The following is a 14,201-nucleotide window of genomic DNA, read 5'->3' as shown; positions in this document are numbered from 1 at the left end:
CTGATCGCATGCGTCTGTTGATCGTGGAGGACGAGAAGCGGCTCGCCCTGTCGCTCGCCGCCGGGCTGCGCGCCGAGGGGTTCGCCGTGGACGTGGTCCACGACGGGACCGAGGGCCTGCACCGCGCGGGGAGCGGCGCGTACGACCTGGTGGTGCTGGACATCATGCTGCCCGGGATGAACGGCTACCGCGTGTGCGGGGCGCTGCGGGCGGCCGGGCACGACGTACCGATCCTGATGCTGACGGCGAAGGACGGCGAGTACGACGAGGCCGAGGGGCTGGACACGGGCGCCGACGACTACCTGACCAAGCCGTTCTCGTACGTGGTCCTGGTGGCGAGGGTGAAGGCCCTGCTGCGGCGGAGCGGGGGCGTGCCCTCGCCGGTGCTGAAGGCGGGTGCGGTGAGCGTGGACACGTCGAGCCGGCGGGTGTCGGTGGGGGACGAGGAGGTCTCGCTGACGGCGAAGGAGTTCGCCGTGCTGGAGCAGCTGGCCACCCGGGCGGGCGAGGTGGTGTCGAAGGCGGAGATCCTGGAGCACGTGTGGGACTTCGCGTACGAGGGCGACCCGAACATCGTCGAGGTGTACGTGAGCACCTTGCGGCGGAAGCTGGGGCCGGGCGTCATCACGACGATGCGCGGCGCCGGGTACCGGCTGGAGGAGCGGTGAGTTCCGTCCGCGCGCGCACCGCGCTGGGGGCGACGCTGGTGGTGGCGCTGGCCCTGGTGGTGGCGGGCGTGGCCCTGCTGAGCGTGCTGCGGGGCAACCTCGTGGACCAGGCGGGGCTCCAGGCGGAGGTGTCGGCCCGGTCGGTGGCCTCGCAGGTCGCGGGCGGCACGCCCTTCGGGGGGCTGGACCTGCCGGACGACACCGAGGAGCACCCGGTGCAGGTGGTCGACGAGCGGGGGCGGGTCGTCGCCGTGGGGGACGACGTCGAGGCGATCTCGGGCACCGGGAGTACGGGCACGAAGGCCGTGCCCGGGGGCGGGGAGGCCGGCACGGGGGAGGTGTCGGAGGACGTGGACTACTCGTCGGGGGACGTCACCGTCGACGGTGAGACCGCCGCGTACCGTTTCGCCGCCGTCAAGGCCGACGGGCCGCAGGGCGAGGTGACCGTGTACGCCGGGGCGCCGCTCGCCGCGGAGGAGGCGACCGTCTCGGGGGTGCGCGACGCGATGCTGGCCGCGCTGCCGCTGCTGCTGCTCGTGGTGGGCGGCGTGACCTGGCTGGTGACCCGGCGGGCGCTGCGGCCCGTGGAGGGCATCCGGCGGGAGATGGCGGCGATCACGGCGTCGGAGGACCTGACGCGGCGGGTCCCGGAGCCGGCGACGCGCGACGAGGTGGCCCGGCTGGCGCGGACGACGAACGAGACGCTGGCCGCGCTGGAGGCGAGCGTGGAGCGGCAGCGGCGGTTCGTCGCGGACGCGTCGCACGAGCTGCGCAGCCCGATCGCGAGCCTGCGCACCCAGCTGGAGGTCGGGGCGGCGCACCCGGAGCTGCTGGACGTCCCGGGTGCGGTCGCCGACACCGTGAGGCTCCAGCAGCTCGCCGCCGACCTGCTGCTGCTGGCCCGGCTGGACGCCGGGGAGCGCCCGGGGCGGGGGCGGGTCGATGTGGCCGCCCTGGTGCGGGAGGAGGCCGCGCAGCGGGCGGGCGGCCGGGTGCCGGTGCGGGTCGACGCGGGGGAGGCCGGGGTCGACGGGTCGCGCGGGCAGTTGGCGCGGGTGCTGGGCAACCTGCTGGACAACGCCCAGCGGCACGCGGAGTCGGCCGTGGAGGTGACCGTGCGCCGCGAGGGCCGGCACGTCGTGCTCACCGTCGCGGACGACGGGGCCGGCGTGCCGGAGCCCGAGCGGGAACGGATCTTCGAACGGTTCGTACGCCTCGACGACGCCCGCAGCCGCGACGAGGGCGGCGCGGGCCTTGGCCTCGCCATCGCCCGGGATTTGGTCGTACGGCACGGCGGCACGCTGACCGTGCGCCGGGCGCCGTCGGGCGGGGCGCTGTTCGAGGTGCGGCTGCCGGCGGGCGGGTGAGGGCGCCGTTACGGTTTGCCGCGCCGGCCGCGGAGCTGTTCGGCGATGGGTTTGAGGGACTGGCGCAGGGCGTCCAGGGCCTGGGGGTCCAGCAGGTCGATGAAGTGCTTGCGCACGGAGTCGACGTGGTGCGGGGCGACCTTCTGCATGGTCTCCATGCCCTGCTCGGTCAGGACCGCGTACAGCCCGCGCCGGTCGGACTCGCAGTTCTCCCGGCGTACCAGCCCCGCGTTCTCCATCCGGGTGATCTGGTGGGAGAGCCGGCTCTTGGACTGGAGGGTCGCGGCGGCCAGGTCGCTCATCCGGAGGCGGCGGTCGGGCGCCTCCGAGAGGTTGACCAGGATCTCGTAGTCGTTGTTGGTCAGGCCGAAGGGCTGGAGGTCCTTCTCCAGCTGGTACGTCAGCAGCCTGTTGACGTCCAGATAGGTGCGCCAGGCGCACTGCTCGGCATCGGTCAGCCAGTTGGTGGCCGTCTCGGTCTCCATGTATGGATTCTACCTAAGAAGTTGAATTCTGGACGAATGAGGGTCGGTGACGCCGGGCACGCCGGCCCCCCGTCCTCGCGTCCGTGCCGGGTCAAGGGCGCAGACGTTCGAGGGCGTCACACTCCGCAGACTACCGCTCACAGCCCGAAGCGACGCTGGAGGTCCCCCAGCTGTCCGGGAAGGCGCGGTGCCGACCCGTGCTGTCCCTGGCCGGATCCCGCCCCCGGGACGCCCGCCTCGTGCGGGACGGTGCCCGTCGCCCGCTCCGGCATCAGCGCCTCCGTCGACTGGAGCAGCACCGTTCCGGCGCCCACGAACTCGAACTGGTGCTCCTCGCCCGACGCGCCGCCGATGCCCGTCAGCGCCCGCAGGCCGCCCATGACGCCCGTCATGTAGCCGTGGTCGTAGTGGTGGCAGGGGGAGGGGCAGTCCGCCCAGCCGACCAGGGCCTGCGGGTCGACCCGCAGCGGGGGCTCCATGAAGACGACCGGGCCGTTGGAGGCCGCCACGAACTTCCCCGTGCCGATCAGGGTGAGGAAGCCCGGCACGATCGACTGCTTCAGGGCCAGGGAGGGCTGGTACGCGAGGAGGTTGCCGGCCCGGATCGTGAGGTTGCCCTCGTCGAGGTCGAAGGAGTTCACGTCGAACGCGCGGTCCGCGAGCAGCATCTTGCCGCTGCCCTCCGCCACCACCCAGTCGCTCGCGTGGAGCGGCGAGTGGAAGCTGGAGCGCACCAGCCGGTCCAGCCGGCCGTGACCGATGCCGTTGAAGTCGATGCGCCCGTAGTAGGCGATCATCTTGCCCTTCTGGAGGAACCACTGGGAGCCCTTCAGCTCCACGCAGAAGGTGTACGCGTTGACGTTGTCGTCGCTCGGCAGGGTCGAGGGATCGTGAATGACGGGCGTGCTCACAGCTTCTCCTCCGACGCCTGGACGTACACCGCACCACTGCCGCTCAGCTCCAGCTGGAACGCCTCGCCGGAGCCGCGCCCCACCATGTCGCGCCAGCCGAGCGCGGTGGAGAGCTTGTTGCGCACGTCGCCGTGGTGGGCGACGTACGCCTGCGGGTCGACGTGCACCGGGCGGCCCGGGGTGATGGGCAGCTCGATCACGCCGCCGTGGGCCATCACGGCGACCGCGCCGTGGCCCTTGAGGGTGGTGGTGAACAGGCCCTGGCCGGTGACCTGACCGCGCACCATGCCCATGACGCCGCCCTGCGAGCCCATGAACATCGTGCCCTGCTGGAGGGTGCCGTCGAAGGCCAGCAGGCGGTCGGCCTCGACGTACAGCGTCTCGCCGGAGAGGTTGACGACCTGGATGTGGTGGCCGCCGTGCCCGAACATCACCGTGCCGCTGCCCTCCACCGTCATCAGCGGAGTGGCCTCGTCGGCGACGCGCCGGCCGATCATCGACATCACGCCGCCCTGGCCGCCGGCCATGTTCGGCGTGAAAGTGACGTCCCCGCGGTAGGCCAGCATCGCGCCACGCTGGCTGAACATTTTCTGTCCCGGCGAGACGGTCGCCTCGACCATCTTCGGATTGACCTCACGGAACGGCATCAGACGTCCCCTCCGACCGTGTTGCGCTCGCTGGGCTGGACGTACACCAGGCCGTCGCCCTCGAAGCGGATCTGGAACGCCTCGCCGCCGCCCTCGCCCATGAACGTGCGGAAGGTCACACCGGACTGGAAGTTCTGCTGGAGGTTGCCCTGGTGGGCGATGTACGCGCCGGGGTCGACCGACAGCGGGTACTGCGGCGTCACCCGCAGCACCACGGCCTGGCCGTCCGACATGAGCGCGGCCTGCCCGGTGCCCTCGACGGTGGTGGTGAACAGCCCGGTGCCGGTCGCCCCGCCGCGCAGCCCGGTGAAGCTGGTGCCGGTGCGCAGGGAGGCGTCGGCGCACAGCAGGTTGCTGGACTCGACGTACAGCTTGTCGCCGTGCAGGGACACCAGGTTGATCTCGGAGGCGCGGTCGGCGAAGTAGCAGGTCCCCTGCCCCTTCACCTCCATCATCTCCATCTGCTCGCCGGTGAGGCGCCGGGTGACCATCCCGCGGATGCCCTCACCGCCGCCGGACATCTTCTTGAAGGCCATCTGGCCGTCGTACGCGACCATCGAGCCGTTCTTCGCTTTGACGGCGTCGCCGGTCAGGTCGACGGCGAGCACTTTGCTGCCTTGGAGTCGGAACGTTGCCACGCGACGACGGTATCCGGTGGCCCGGGGGCGCAGACAGGTCCCTGAGGAGGATCCGGACCCTGATAACGGGCGGGCAAAGCCGCCTGTCACAATGAACGGGTCGCTTGTGCATCCATTCACAAGATCGTGCGCGGGCGACAGTCGCCCCCCGACCGACGCCGAAGGTGCTGCCTCGTGGACATCAAGACCGCCGCCTCCCTCCACCGCCTCCGACTCGTCTCCGCCCCGGAGGCCGTGTCGTTCATCCTGCTGCTCGTCTGCTCGGTGCTGAAGCGCACGACGGAGTTCAACGCGGTCCCGGTCATGGGCGCGATCCACGGCGTGCTGTTCGTCCTGTACGTGCTCTTCTGGCTGGACGCCTGGAACCGCACCAAGTGGGACCTGAAGACCGGCGCGCTCTACTTCGTCCTCTCCGTCGTGCCCTTCGGCGGCTTCTTCGCCGACCGCAGGCTCCGGCGCGCCGCCGACGACGCCGTCATCGCCTCCCGCGCCCGCCGCGAGGGCACGGTGAACGCATGATCGTCGCCTTCTCCGTCACCCCGCTGGGCGTCGGCGAGGAGGTCGGCGAGTACGTCGCCGACGCGGTGCGCGTGGTCCGCGAGTCGGGCCTGCCGAACCGCACCGACGCGATGTTCACCTCCGTCGAGGGCGAGTGGGACGAGGTCATGGACGTCGTGAAGCGAGCCGTCGCCGCGGTCGAGGCGCGCGCCCCGCGCGTCTCGCTCGTCCTGAAGGCCGACGTCCGGCCGGGCGTCACGGACGGCCTGACCGCCAAGGTCGAGACGGTGGAGCGCCACCTGTCCGCCTGAGCACCCCACCGAGAACCCCGGTCCCGCGCGGACCGGGGTTCTTCGCGTCCCGGACCCGGCCGAAACCCCCGGAGCCGCCGTCCCGCCCCGGCCCGCACAGAAACGCCCGCTCGGACGACTCCAGTCGACACACCGCCACATCTCCACTTTTGTGGGGTTATAGCGACCCGCTCGACAGCTGGAGGCACCGTGCGGCCGGAAGGCTACGACTACGAGACCTACAGCCGCCTCGCCGGTCCCCTGACGGAACCGGACCGGACGGCCTACCAGGTCCAGTACCGCAGTCTGCTCGCCCAGGAGCCGCACCGAATACGCGCCGTCCTGCTGATGACCCTCGCCCCGGTGCTCTCGGCGGTGCTGCTCGTCTACCTGGTCTGGCCCACCCACTGGACCGAACGCGAGGGCGGCGACCTGTGGCTCGTCAGGCTCGACGCCGTGATGCTGGTGTCGATCGGGCTCATCTGCCTGTTCATGCTGATCAACGTCGTCTCCATCGCCCACGCCACGATGGTCGCCCGCGACCCCGTACCCGTCTCCCCGGAAACGGGCACCCGGGTCGCCTTCCTCACCACCTACGTACCGGGCAAGGAACCCCTCTCCATGGTCCGCGCCACCCTCGAGGGCGCCGTCCGCGTCACCCACGCCGGACCGCTGGACGTGTGGCTGCTGGACGAGGGCGACGACGGACAGGCCAAGGCGCTGTGCCGGGAACTGGGCGTGCGCCACTTCACCCGCGCCGGCGTCCCCGCCTGGAACCGCCCGAAAGGCGTCCACAAGGCCAGGACCAAGCACGGCAACTACAACGCCTGGATCGCCATGCACGGCGACGAGTACGACTTCTTCGCCTCCGTCGACACCGACCACGTACCGCTGCCGAACTTCCTGGAGCGCACCCTCGGCTACTTCCGCGACCCCGACATCGCCTTCGTCGTCGGCCCGCAGGTGTACGGCAACTACACGGCGCCCGTCACCAAGGCGGCCGAGTCCCAGCAGTTCCTCTTCCACGCCCTGATCCAGCGCGCCGGCAACCGCTACCACGCCCCCATGTTCGTGGGCACCAACAACGTCGTACGCGTGTCCGCCCTCCTCCAGATCGGCGGGCTGTACGACTCGATCACCGAGGACATGGCCACCGGGTTCGAACTGCACCGCACCACCAACCCGCTGACCGGGCGCCTGTGGCGGTCCGTCTACACGCCCGACGTCCTCGCCGTCGGCGAGGGACCCGCCTCCTGGACCGACTTCTTCACCCAGCAGCTGCGCTGGTCGCGCGGCACCTACGAGACCCTCCTCAAGCAGTACGGGAAGGGGTTCTTCCGGCTGCCCCCCGGCCGCCTGCTCAACTACACGCTGATGCTCGTCTACTACCCGATGACGGCGGTCAACTGGTTCCTCGGCGTGCTGTCCTGCGTCCTGTTCCTGTGCCTGGGCGCCTCCGGCACGCAGGTGTCGTCCTCCGTCTGGCTGATGCTCTACAGCGACGCCGCCGCCCTCCAGATCGGCCTCTACCTGTGGAACCGCCGCCACAACGTCTCCCCCCACGAACCGGAGGGGTCCCGCGGACTGGCCGGGATGGCGATGTCCGCGCTCTGCGCGCCCATCTACCTCAAGTCGCTGGCAGCGGCCGTGCTGCGCACCGACGGGCGGTTCGTCGTCACGCCCAAGGGCGGCGAGGCGAGCCCCGACCGGCCGGCCACCTTCCGTATCCACCTGTCCTGGGCGGGTGTGCTCGCCGCCTCGCTCCTCGCCTCCGTGGTCCTCGACCACACGCACGCAGCGATGCGCACCTGGGCGCTGCTCGCCCTCGCCATCGCGCTCTCGCCGGCCGCCGTGTGGGGCTGGGGCGTGCTCCAGGAGCGCCGGGACCGCGCCCGGCTGCGCGCCCCGGAGCCGGGGCCCGTGCCCGTGGTGACGACGAAGGTCACGCCGGAGAGGGGCGACGAGCCCGAGCCCGCGTTCGCGACGACCACAGGAGGGAACTGACCCATGGCCTACCGGCCGTCGAAAAAACTGAAGAAGACCCTGCTGGGAGGCGGGGCGGTCCTGCTGCTCGCCGGTCTGAACGCACCGGCCGCGCTCTCCTTCGCCCAGGAGAAGTACCACGCGTACAAGATCTCCCAGCCCGGCTACAAGGCGAAGTACGGCTCCTGGCAGCAGCTCGACGTGCCCGGCGACTTCCGGCTCAACGCCATCCACGCCGCCCTCCTCCGCACCGGCAAGGTGCTGCTCATCGCGGGCTCCGGGAACAACCAGAAGAAGTTCGACGCGGGCACTTTCGAGACCGTCCTGTGGGACCCGGTCAAGAACACCTACAAGAGGATCCCGACCCCGGAGGACTTCTTCTGCGCGGGCCACAGCCAGCTGCCCGACGGCCGGCTGCTGGTGGCCGGCGGCACCGCCCGCTACGAGGTCCTCGACGGCGCGGTGAAGCGCGCCGGCGGCGGCATGCGCGTCAAGAACGAGAGCCCGGACCGGGCCGTCACCCTCAAGAAGGGCACCGTCTTCCGCTCGCCCACCGGCGTCGAGTACGTCTCCAAGTTCGACGTGACCGTGCCGAAGGCGAAGCGCGACTTCAAGATCTCGTACTTCACCAGCGGCCAGATGAAGCCCTGGGAGACCAAGGTCACCGCCGCCGAGGCGCGGGTCTTCGTCGAGGCCCGCAAGGAGGGCCCCAAGGCGCTGACCACCGAGGCCGCCCAGTACAAGGTCCTCGGCCTCAAGGGCAAGGACGCGAACAACGTCTACGGCATCGCCCAGAAGCTCACCACCGAGAAGCAGGACTTCCAGGGCATCAAGGCGGCGTACGAGTTCGACCCCAAGGCCGAGAAGTACGTCCCCGTCGCGCCCATGAAGGACGCCCGCTGGTACCCCACCCTGGTGACGCTCCAGGACGGCAAGGTACTCGCCGTCTCCGGCCTCAACGACGTCGGCGACGTCGTACCGGGCGACAACGAGATCTACGACCCCAGGACGAAGAAGTGGACCAAGGGGCCCTTCCGCTACTTCCCGACCTACCCCGCGCTCTTCCTCACCCAGGGCGGCAAGCTCCTCTACACCGGCTCCAACGCCGGTTACGGGCCCGCCGAGAAGGGCCGCGTGCCCGGCCTGTGGGACCTGAAGAAGAACACCTTCCAGGAGATCGGGAACATCACCGACCCCGACCAGCTGGAGACCTCCGCCTCCCTGCTGCTGGCGCCCGCCCAGGACCAGAAGCTGATGGTGCTCGGCGGCGGCGGGGTGGGCGAGTCGCCCCTGGCCACCGGCCGCACCGCGCTCATCGACCTCAAGGCGCCCCGGCCCGCGTTCCGCAACGGCCCCTCCCTGCCCCAGGGCACCCGCTACCTCAGCAGCGTGCTCCTCCCCGACGACACCGTCTTCACCACCGGCGGGTCCGAGAAGTACCGGGGCCGCAGCGGCAGCGACATCCTCAAGGCGCAGTTCTACCTCCCGGCGAGCAACTCCTTCCGGGAGGCCGCCGAGCCGACCGTCGGCCGCAACTACCACTCCGAGGCGCTGCTGCTGCCGGACGGGCGGGTGGCGACCTTCGGCTCCGACCCGCTCTTCGACGACAAGGACAACACCAAGCTGGGGACCTTCGAGCAGCGCGTGGAGATCTTCACCCCGCCGTACCTGCACGGTGGCGGCGCCGAGGCCCGGCCGGTGCTCGGCACGGGCCCCGACAGGCTCGACCGCGACGGCCGGGCCACCTTCCGCACCAAGGACGCCTCCCGCATCACCAAGGCGCGGCTGATGCGGCCCAGTGCGGTCACGCACACGACGGACGTGGAACAGCGCTCGGTCGAGCTGGGCCTGACCAAGGGGAAGGGCACGGTGACGGTGCGGGCGCCGCTGGACAGGACCCTCGTCCCGCCCGGTTGGTACATGCTGTTCGTCGTGGACGACGCCGGCCGGCCGTCGGTGGCGAAGTGGGTCCAGGTGGCGTGAGGGCCGGACGGTCGCTCAGCCCGCCGTTCGCCCGCCCGGGTGGCCGACTCGTGGCGGTCGGCCGGTCGGCCGGTGGGGCGGGGTGGCGGCCGGGGCGCCGTGACCGCGGGCCGGGGCGCCCCGCGCCCCGCGCCGTCAGGCCTTGGCGCGGCGCGCCAGGCCCAGGGCGTACTCCGGCCACCAGGTCCCGGCCGCCGGGCCGCCCCGGCAGGTGCCGTCGGACTCGCCCGGCCGCTTGATCCACAGGTAGGCGTCGACCCGCTCGTCACCGGTGTCCTCGGTCGGGGGTGTGCCGAGCGCCCGGCCGGGCGGGTTGCACCACGCCTCCTCGCCGTCCCCGGCGAGCGGGCCGGCGCCGTTGCGGCTGGTGTCGACGATGAAGTGGGCGCCGCCGAGCAGCGCGGACAGCTGGGCCCCGAAGGCGGTGACCGACGTGGTGGTCTGGAAGTTCGACACGTTCAGCGCGAAGCCGTCCGCCTCGGTGAGGCCGGCCCGCCGCAGCGGCTCCACCAGCTTGCCCGGGTCCTTGATCCAGGCGGGGTTGCCGGCGTCCAGGTACACGCGGGTGTGCGGCTGGCGCTTCAGGCGGCCGACCGCCTCGGCGAGCAGCCCGTAGCGCTCCTCGTGGTACTGCGCGGGCGTGCAGCCGTCCACCATGTGCGGCACGGCGTCCGGCTCCAGTACGACGACGGCGGGCGCGTCGCCGATGGCCCGGGCGAACTCGCCGATCCAGTCCCGGTAGGCCTCGGCGCTCGCCGCCCCGCCCTTGGAGTACATGCCGCAGTCGCGGTGGGGGATGTTGTACGCGACGAGGACGACCTTCTGCTTGCCGGGCGCCGCCCCGCGTACGGCCCGCCGGATGTCGGGCGCCGGACCGTTCCAGGCGGGCCACTGCGCGGCGGGCCGTTCGGAGATCCGCCGCAGCAGCTTGGCGTCCCCGGTCCGGCCCTGGGCCTCGTACTCCTCGACCTGGCGGGCGGCGGGGCTCTGCGGGTCGGTCCAGTAGGGCGAGCCCTTGGCGGGTGCCGCGCGGCCGACGGGCTCGTGGGCGGGCCCCTCCTTGCCCTGGGCGCCGGCGTCGCCGGGGGGCGCGCAGCCGGCGGCGGTCAGCGCCAGGGCGCAGGAGGCGGCCGCCAGGTGAAGGGTGGTGCGTACGCGGAGCGATCTGCGGCCGGACATCCAGCCCCCTCGTGTGGCGGTGAACCAGTGACAAACAGACCGGGCAATCGTGACATAACAGACACAAGCCGCTGGGCTGCGACACCGGGTCGCGGCGGCCCGGGGACCGAACCGCGAGACGGGGCTGACCAGCATGTGACCAGTCGGTAAGGTCGACGGCGTGCCGAAACCGCTCAGTCTCCCCTTCGACCCCATCGCCCGTGCCGACGAGCTCTGGCAGCGCCGCTGGGGGCCGGTCCCCTCCATGGGCGCCATCACCTCGATCATGCGCGCACACCAGATCCTGCTCGCGGAGGTCGACGCGGTGGTCAAGCCCTACGGCCTGACCTTCGCCCGGTACGAGGCGCTGGTGCTGCTCACCTTCTCCAAGGAGGGCGAGCTGCCGATGTCCAAGATCGGCGAGCGGCTGATGGTCCACCCCACGTCGGTGACGAACACGGTGGACCGGCTGGTGAAGTCGGGGCTGGTGGCCAAGCGCCCCAACCCCAACGACGGGCGCGGCACCCTCGCCTCCATCACCGACAAGGGCCGCGAGGTCGTCGAGGCGGCCACCTCGGACCTGATGGCGATGGACTTCGGCCTCGGGGTGTACGACGCCGAGGAGTGCGGCGAGATCTTCGCGATGCTGCGGCCGCTGCGGATCGCGGCGCACGACTTCGAGGAGAAATGACCCGCCTGGTGGAGGGGGTCCCGCGCGAAGATCGCCCGGAACGGGCGGTTACGCTCGTCGTCATGAAGAGGAGCGTGCTGACCCGCTACCGGGTCATGGCCTATGTGACCGCCGTCATGCTGCTCGTGCTCTGCACGTGCATGGTGTTCAAGTACGGGTTCGACACGGGCGAGGACGTGACCTTCATGGTCTCGCAGGCCCACGGCGTCCTCTATATCATCTACCTGATCTTCGCCTTCGACCTGGGTTCCAAGGCCCGGTGGAAGTTCGGAAAGCTCCTGTGGATCCTGCTCTCCGGCACGATCCCCTTCGCCGCCTTCTTCGTGGAACGCCAGGTCACGCGGGACGTCGAGCCGCTGCTCGCCGGTGACGCCGCGCCCGCGCCCGCCAAGGCGTAACGACCTCCGAGACCGCCGTACGGCACGCGTACGGCGGTCTCCCATCGACATTTACTAGGACGTCCTAGTAAATTCGACGGTATGGACGCTGACGCCATCGAGGAAGGCCGCCGACGCTGGCAGGCCCGTTACGACGCCGCCCGCAAGCGCGACGCCGACTTCACCACGCTCTCCGGCGACCCCGTGGAGCCCGCCTACGGGCCCCGGCCCGGGGACACCTACGACGGCTTCGAGCGGATCGGCTGGCCCGGTGAGTACCCCTTCACCCGCGGCCTGTACCCGACCGGCTACCGCGGCCGCACCTGGACCATCCGCCAGTTCGCCGGCTTCGGCAACGCCGAGCAGACCAACGAGCGCTACAAGATGATCCTCGGCAACGGCGGCGGCGGCCTGTCCGTCGCCTTCGACATGCCGACCCTCATGGGCCGCGACTCCGACGACCCGCGCTCGCTCGGCGAGGTCGGCCACTGCGGCGTCGCCATCGACTCCGCCGCCGACATGGAGATCCTCTTCAAGGACATCCCCCTCGGCGACGTCACCACGTCGATGACGATCAGCGGCCCGGCCGTCCCCGTCTTCTGCATGTACCTCGTCGCCGCCGAACGGCAGGGCGTCGACCCGGGCGTCCTCAACGGCACCCTCCAGACGGACATCTTCAAGGAGTACATCGCCCAGAAGGAGTGGCTCTTCCAGCCCGAGCCGCACCTGCGCCTCATCGGCGACCTGATGGAGCACTGCGCCCGCGACATCCCGGCGTACAAGCCGCTGTCCGTCTCCGGCTACCACATCCGCGAGGCGGGGGCGACGGCCGCGCAGGAGCTGGCGTACACCCTCGCCGACGGCTTCGGGTACGTCGAACTGGGGCTCAGCCGCGGCCTCGACGTCGACGTCTTCGCGCCCGGCCTGTCCTTCTTCTTCGACGCCCACGTCGACTTCTTCGAGGAGATCGCCAAGTTCCGCGCCGCCCGCCGCATCTGGGCGCGCTGGATGAAGGAGGTCTACGGGGCGAAGACGGACAAGGCGCAGTGGCTGCGGTTCCACACCCAGACCGCCGGCGTCTCCCTCACCGCCCAGCAGCCGTACAACAACGTCGTCCGCACCGCCGTGGAGGCCCTCGCGGCCGTCCTCGGCGGCACCAACTCGCTGCACACCAACGCCCTCGACGAGACCCTCGCCCTCCCCAGCGAGCAGGCCGCCGAGATCGCGCTGCGCACCCAGCAGGTGCTGATGGAGGAGACCGGCGTCGCCAACGTCGCCGACCCGCTCGGCGGTTCCTGGTACGTCGAGCAGCTCACCGACCGCATCGAGGCCGACGCCGAGAAGATCTTCGACCGGATCAAGGAGCGGGGCCTGCGCGCCCACCCCGACGGGCGGCACCCCATCGGGCCCATCACCTCCGGCATCCTGCGCGGCATCGAGGACGGCTGGTTCACCGGCGAGATCGCCGAGTCCGCCTTCCGCTACCAGCAGTCCCTGGAGAAGGGCGACAAGCGGGTCGTCGGCGTCAACTGCCACGAGGGCTCCGTCACCGGCGACCTGGAGATCCTGCGGGTCAGCCACGAGGTCGAGCGCGAGCAGGTGAAGGTGCTCGGGTCGCGCAAGGCCGCGCGGGACGACGCACGGGTGCGCTCCTCCCTCGACGCGATGCTCGCCGCGGCGCGCGACGGCTCCAACATGATCGGGCCGATGCTCGACGCCGTACGGGCGGAGGCGACGCTCGGCGAGATCTGCGACGCCCTGCGCGACGAGTGGGGCGTCTACACGGAGCCGCCCGGCTTCTAGGGCGCGTCCCTCTGTCGCGCCGATAGGGTGCGCCCATGGCAGGCCTCCCCGTACCGGTTCCCGGCGTCGCCGTCCGCTACTGGTTCGTGGGGGCCTGCGGGCCGTTCGCCCTGTTCGACGCCGACTTCGAGCCGCCGGGACCGGACGGGGAGAGCGAGTTCCTCAACCTGGTCCCGGCGAAGCTGCTGCCGCCGGAGTTCGTCGCGCCTCTGTGGGAGGGCATCCTGGCCGGGCTCGGCGGCACCGCGGCCGCCGTCCTGCTCACCCACGGCCGGTACCACGAGGTCGACTCCTCCGAGTGGGGCTTCCGGCGGGCCGGCGAGATGGCCGGCCGGGCCGCCCTCGTCCGGGCGGGGCTCCTCCCGCCGGAGGAGGGCCCGCCCGCCCGGTACGTACCGGCGCCCGGGACTACGGGAGGTCGGCGTCGCCACCCAGGTTCGCGATGAGACGGCGCAGGACGTTCACGGCGGCCGCGTACTCCTCGGCGGGGATCCCCGCGTGCGTCCGCGCGTGCACCACGGCGTTCCGCTCCCGGGCGCGGGCGCGGCCCGCCTCGCCGGCGGCCGTGAGCGTGAAGGTGCCCTCCGGCGACTCGGCACGCAGGGCGCCGACGACGGCGCGGTACGCGAGACCGGTACACGCCCCGGCGGGCTGGGCGGCCAGGTCCCCGGTCGAGTACTCCGTGATCGTGGTCATGACCGC

Annotated in this window: 16 protein-coding genes; 10 read left to right on the top strand and 6 right to left on the bottom strand. The window is 71.5% G+C overall.

Features of this window, described 5'->3' with window-relative positions:
- The first annotated feature begins 8 nt into the window (after positions 1-8).
- Complete coding sequence (locus EIZ62_RS09425; RefSeq protein ID WP_156692256.1) at positions 9-668, top strand: response regulator transcription factor; 660 nt, start codon at positions 9-11, stop codon at positions 666-668.
- A complete protein-coding gene (locus tag EIZ62_RS09420; protein WP_156692255.1) occupies positions 665-2,035 on the top strand; it encodes a sensor histidine kinase in 1,371 nt (456 codons plus the stop codon). The genes EIZ62_RS09425 and EIZ62_RS09420 overlap by 4 nt, the downstream gene beginning before the upstream one ends.
- Before the next feature lie 8 nt (positions 2,036-2,043).
- On the opposite strand, the gene EIZ62_RS09415 is transcribed toward EIZ62_RS09420, so the two are convergent.
- From EIZ62_RS09415 to EIZ62_RS09400, 4 genes are all read right to left on the bottom strand, one after another.
- Positions 2,044-2,520: a MarR family winged helix-turn-helix transcriptional regulator gene (locus tag EIZ62_RS09415; RefSeq protein ID WP_156692254.1), complete on the bottom strand. Its 477-nt coding sequence runs from the start codon at positions 2,518-2,520 to the stop codon at positions 2,044-2,046.
- A gap of 137 nt (positions 2,521-2,657) precedes the next feature.
- Entirely contained in the window at positions 2,658-3,431 is a 774-nt protein-coding gene (locus EIZ62_RS09410) for an AIM24 family protein (protein WP_156692253.1), read from the bottom strand.
- Positions 3,428-4,078 (bottom strand): AIM24 family protein, encoded by a 651-nt coding sequence (locus EIZ62_RS09405; protein ID WP_156692252.1) that lies wholly within the window; start codon positions 4,076-4,078, stop codon positions 3,428-3,430. The genes EIZ62_RS09410 and EIZ62_RS09405 overlap by 4 nt, the downstream gene beginning before the upstream one ends.
- Entirely contained in the window at positions 4,078-4,716 is a 639-nt protein-coding gene (locus EIZ62_RS09400; protein WP_156692251.1) for an AIM24 family protein, read from the bottom strand. Before EIZ62_RS09400 ends, EIZ62_RS09405 begins: the two co-directional genes overlap by 1 nt.
- A gap of 174 nt (positions 4,717-4,890) precedes the next feature.
- On the opposite strand from EIZ62_RS09400, the gene EIZ62_RS09395 reads away from it, so the two are divergent.
- The 4 genes from EIZ62_RS09395 (at position 4,891) to glxA (ending at position 9,470) form a co-directional block, all read left to right on the top strand.
- Positions 4,891-5,235, top strand: a complete 345-nt coding sequence (locus EIZ62_RS09395; RefSeq protein WP_156692250.1) for a DUF3817 domain-containing protein — start codon at positions 4,891-4,893, stop codon at positions 5,233-5,235.
- Complete coding sequence (locus tag EIZ62_RS09390; RefSeq protein WP_073754400.1) at positions 5,232-5,525, top strand: MTH1187 family thiamine-binding protein; 294 nt, start codon at positions 5,232-5,234, stop codon at positions 5,523-5,525. The genes EIZ62_RS09395 and EIZ62_RS09390 overlap by 4 nt, the downstream gene beginning before the upstream one ends.
- A gap of 189 nt (positions 5,526-5,714) precedes the next feature.
- Positions 5,715-7,508, top strand: coding sequence for a glycosyltransferase family 2 protein (locus EIZ62_RS09385; protein ID WP_156692249.1), 1,794 nt, complete (start codon positions 5,715-5,717; stop codon positions 7,506-7,508).
- Between the two features lie 3 nt (positions 7,509-7,511).
- The gene (glxA, locus tag EIZ62_RS09380; RefSeq protein ID WP_156692248.1) at positions 7,512-9,470 is read left to right on the top strand and encodes a radical copper oxidase GlxA; all 1,959 of its coding nucleotides are present in this window, start codon (positions 7,512-7,514) and stop codon (positions 9,468-9,470) included.
- Between the two features lie 135 nt (positions 9,471-9,605).
- Here the strand turns inward: glxA and EIZ62_RS09375 are convergent, their stop codons facing one another.
- A complete protein-coding gene (locus tag EIZ62_RS09375; protein WP_156692247.1) occupies positions 9,606-10,649 on the bottom strand; it encodes a glycoside hydrolase family 6 protein in 1,044 nt (347 codons plus the stop codon).
- 160 nt (positions 10,650-10,809) lie between these two features.
- On the opposite strand from EIZ62_RS09375, the gene EIZ62_RS09370 reads away from it, so the two are divergent.
- The 4 genes from EIZ62_RS09370 to EIZ62_RS09355 all read left to right on the top strand — a co-directional run bounded on the left by EIZ62_RS09370 (position 10,810) and on the right by EIZ62_RS09355 (position 13,945).
- The gene (locus tag EIZ62_RS09370) at positions 10,810-11,319 is read left to right on the top strand and encodes a MarR family winged helix-turn-helix transcriptional regulator (RefSeq protein ID WP_156692246.1); all 510 of its coding nucleotides are present in this window, start codon (positions 10,810-10,812) and stop codon (positions 11,317-11,319) included.
- A gap of 62 nt (positions 11,320-11,381) precedes the next feature.
- Positions 11,382-11,717: a DUF3817 domain-containing protein gene (locus tag EIZ62_RS09365; RefSeq protein WP_156692245.1), complete on the top strand. Its 336-nt coding sequence runs from the start codon at positions 11,382-11,384 to the stop codon at positions 11,715-11,717.
- 81 nt (positions 11,718-11,798) lie between these two features.
- Positions 11,799-13,499 carry a coenzyme B12-dependent isobutyryl-CoA mutase large subunit gene (gene icmA, locus EIZ62_RS09360; protein WP_156692244.1) on the top strand — a complete coding sequence of 567 codons (1,701 nt, stop codon included), beginning with the start codon at positions 11,799-11,801 and terminating at the stop codon, positions 13,497-13,499.
- A gap of 35 nt (positions 13,500-13,534) precedes the next feature.
- Positions 13,535-13,945 carry a hypothetical protein gene (locus tag EIZ62_RS09355; RefSeq protein ID WP_156692243.1) on the top strand — a complete coding sequence of 137 codons (411 nt, stop codon included), beginning with the start codon at positions 13,535-13,537 and terminating at the stop codon, positions 13,943-13,945.
- On the opposite strand, the gene EIZ62_RS09350 is transcribed toward EIZ62_RS09355, so the two are convergent.
- Positions 13,908-14,195 (bottom strand): hypothetical protein, encoded by a 288-nt coding sequence (locus tag EIZ62_RS09350; RefSeq protein ID WP_156692242.1) that lies wholly within the window; start codon positions 14,193-14,195, stop codon positions 13,908-13,910. The two genes, EIZ62_RS09355 and EIZ62_RS09350, sit on opposite strands and share 38 nt — an antisense overlap.
- Positions 14,196-14,201: the final 6 nt, after the last annotated feature.

The organism is Streptomyces ficellus (assembly GCF_009739905.1).
Taxonomy (GTDB): domain Bacteria; phylum Actinomycetota; class Actinomycetes; order Streptomycetales; family Streptomycetaceae; genus Streptomyces; species Streptomyces ficellus_A.
This window is presented reverse-complemented; position numbering and strand designations above follow the sequence as displayed.

Excerpts from the sequence above, each read along its gene's own strand:
- EIZ62_RS09350 (WP_156692242.1), bottom strand. The coding sequence starts at position 14,195 with ATGACCACGATCACGGAGTACTCGACCGGGGACCTGGCCGCCCAGCCC.
- EIZ62_RS09405 (WP_156692252.1), bottom strand. The coding sequence starts at position 4,078 with ATGCCGTTCCGTGAGGTCAATCCGAAGATGGTCGAGGCGACCGTCTCG.
- EIZ62_RS09390 (WP_073754400.1), top strand. The coding sequence starts at position 5,232 with ATGATCGTCGCCTTCTCCGTCACCCCGCTGGGCGTCGGCGAGGAGGTC.
- EIZ62_RS09365 (WP_156692245.1), top strand. The coding sequence starts at position 11,382 with ATGAAGAGGAGCGTGCTGACCCGCTACCGGGTCATGGCCTATGTGACC.
- icmA (WP_156692244.1), top strand. The coding sequence starts at position 11,799 with ATGGACGCTGACGCCATCGAGGAAGGCCGCCGACGCTGGCAGGCCCGT.
- EIZ62_RS09415 (WP_156692254.1), bottom strand. The coding sequence starts at position 2,520 with ATGGAGACCGAGACGGCCACCAACTGGCTGACCGATGCCGAGCAGTGC.
- EIZ62_RS09375 (WP_156692247.1), bottom strand. The coding sequence starts at position 10,649 with ATGTCCGGCCGCAGATCGCTCCGCGTACGCACCACCCTTCACCTGGCG.
- glxA (WP_156692248.1), top strand. The coding sequence starts at position 7,512 with ATGGCCTACCGGCCGTCGAAAAAACTGAAGAAGACCCTGCTGGGAGGC.
- EIZ62_RS09425 (WP_156692256.1), top strand. The coding sequence starts at position 9 with ATGCGTCTGTTGATCGTGGAGGACGAGAAGCGGCTCGCCCTGTCGCTC.
- EIZ62_RS09355 (WP_156692243.1), top strand. The coding sequence starts at position 13,535 with ATGGCAGGCCTCCCCGTACCGGTTCCCGGCGTCGCCGTCCGCTACTGG.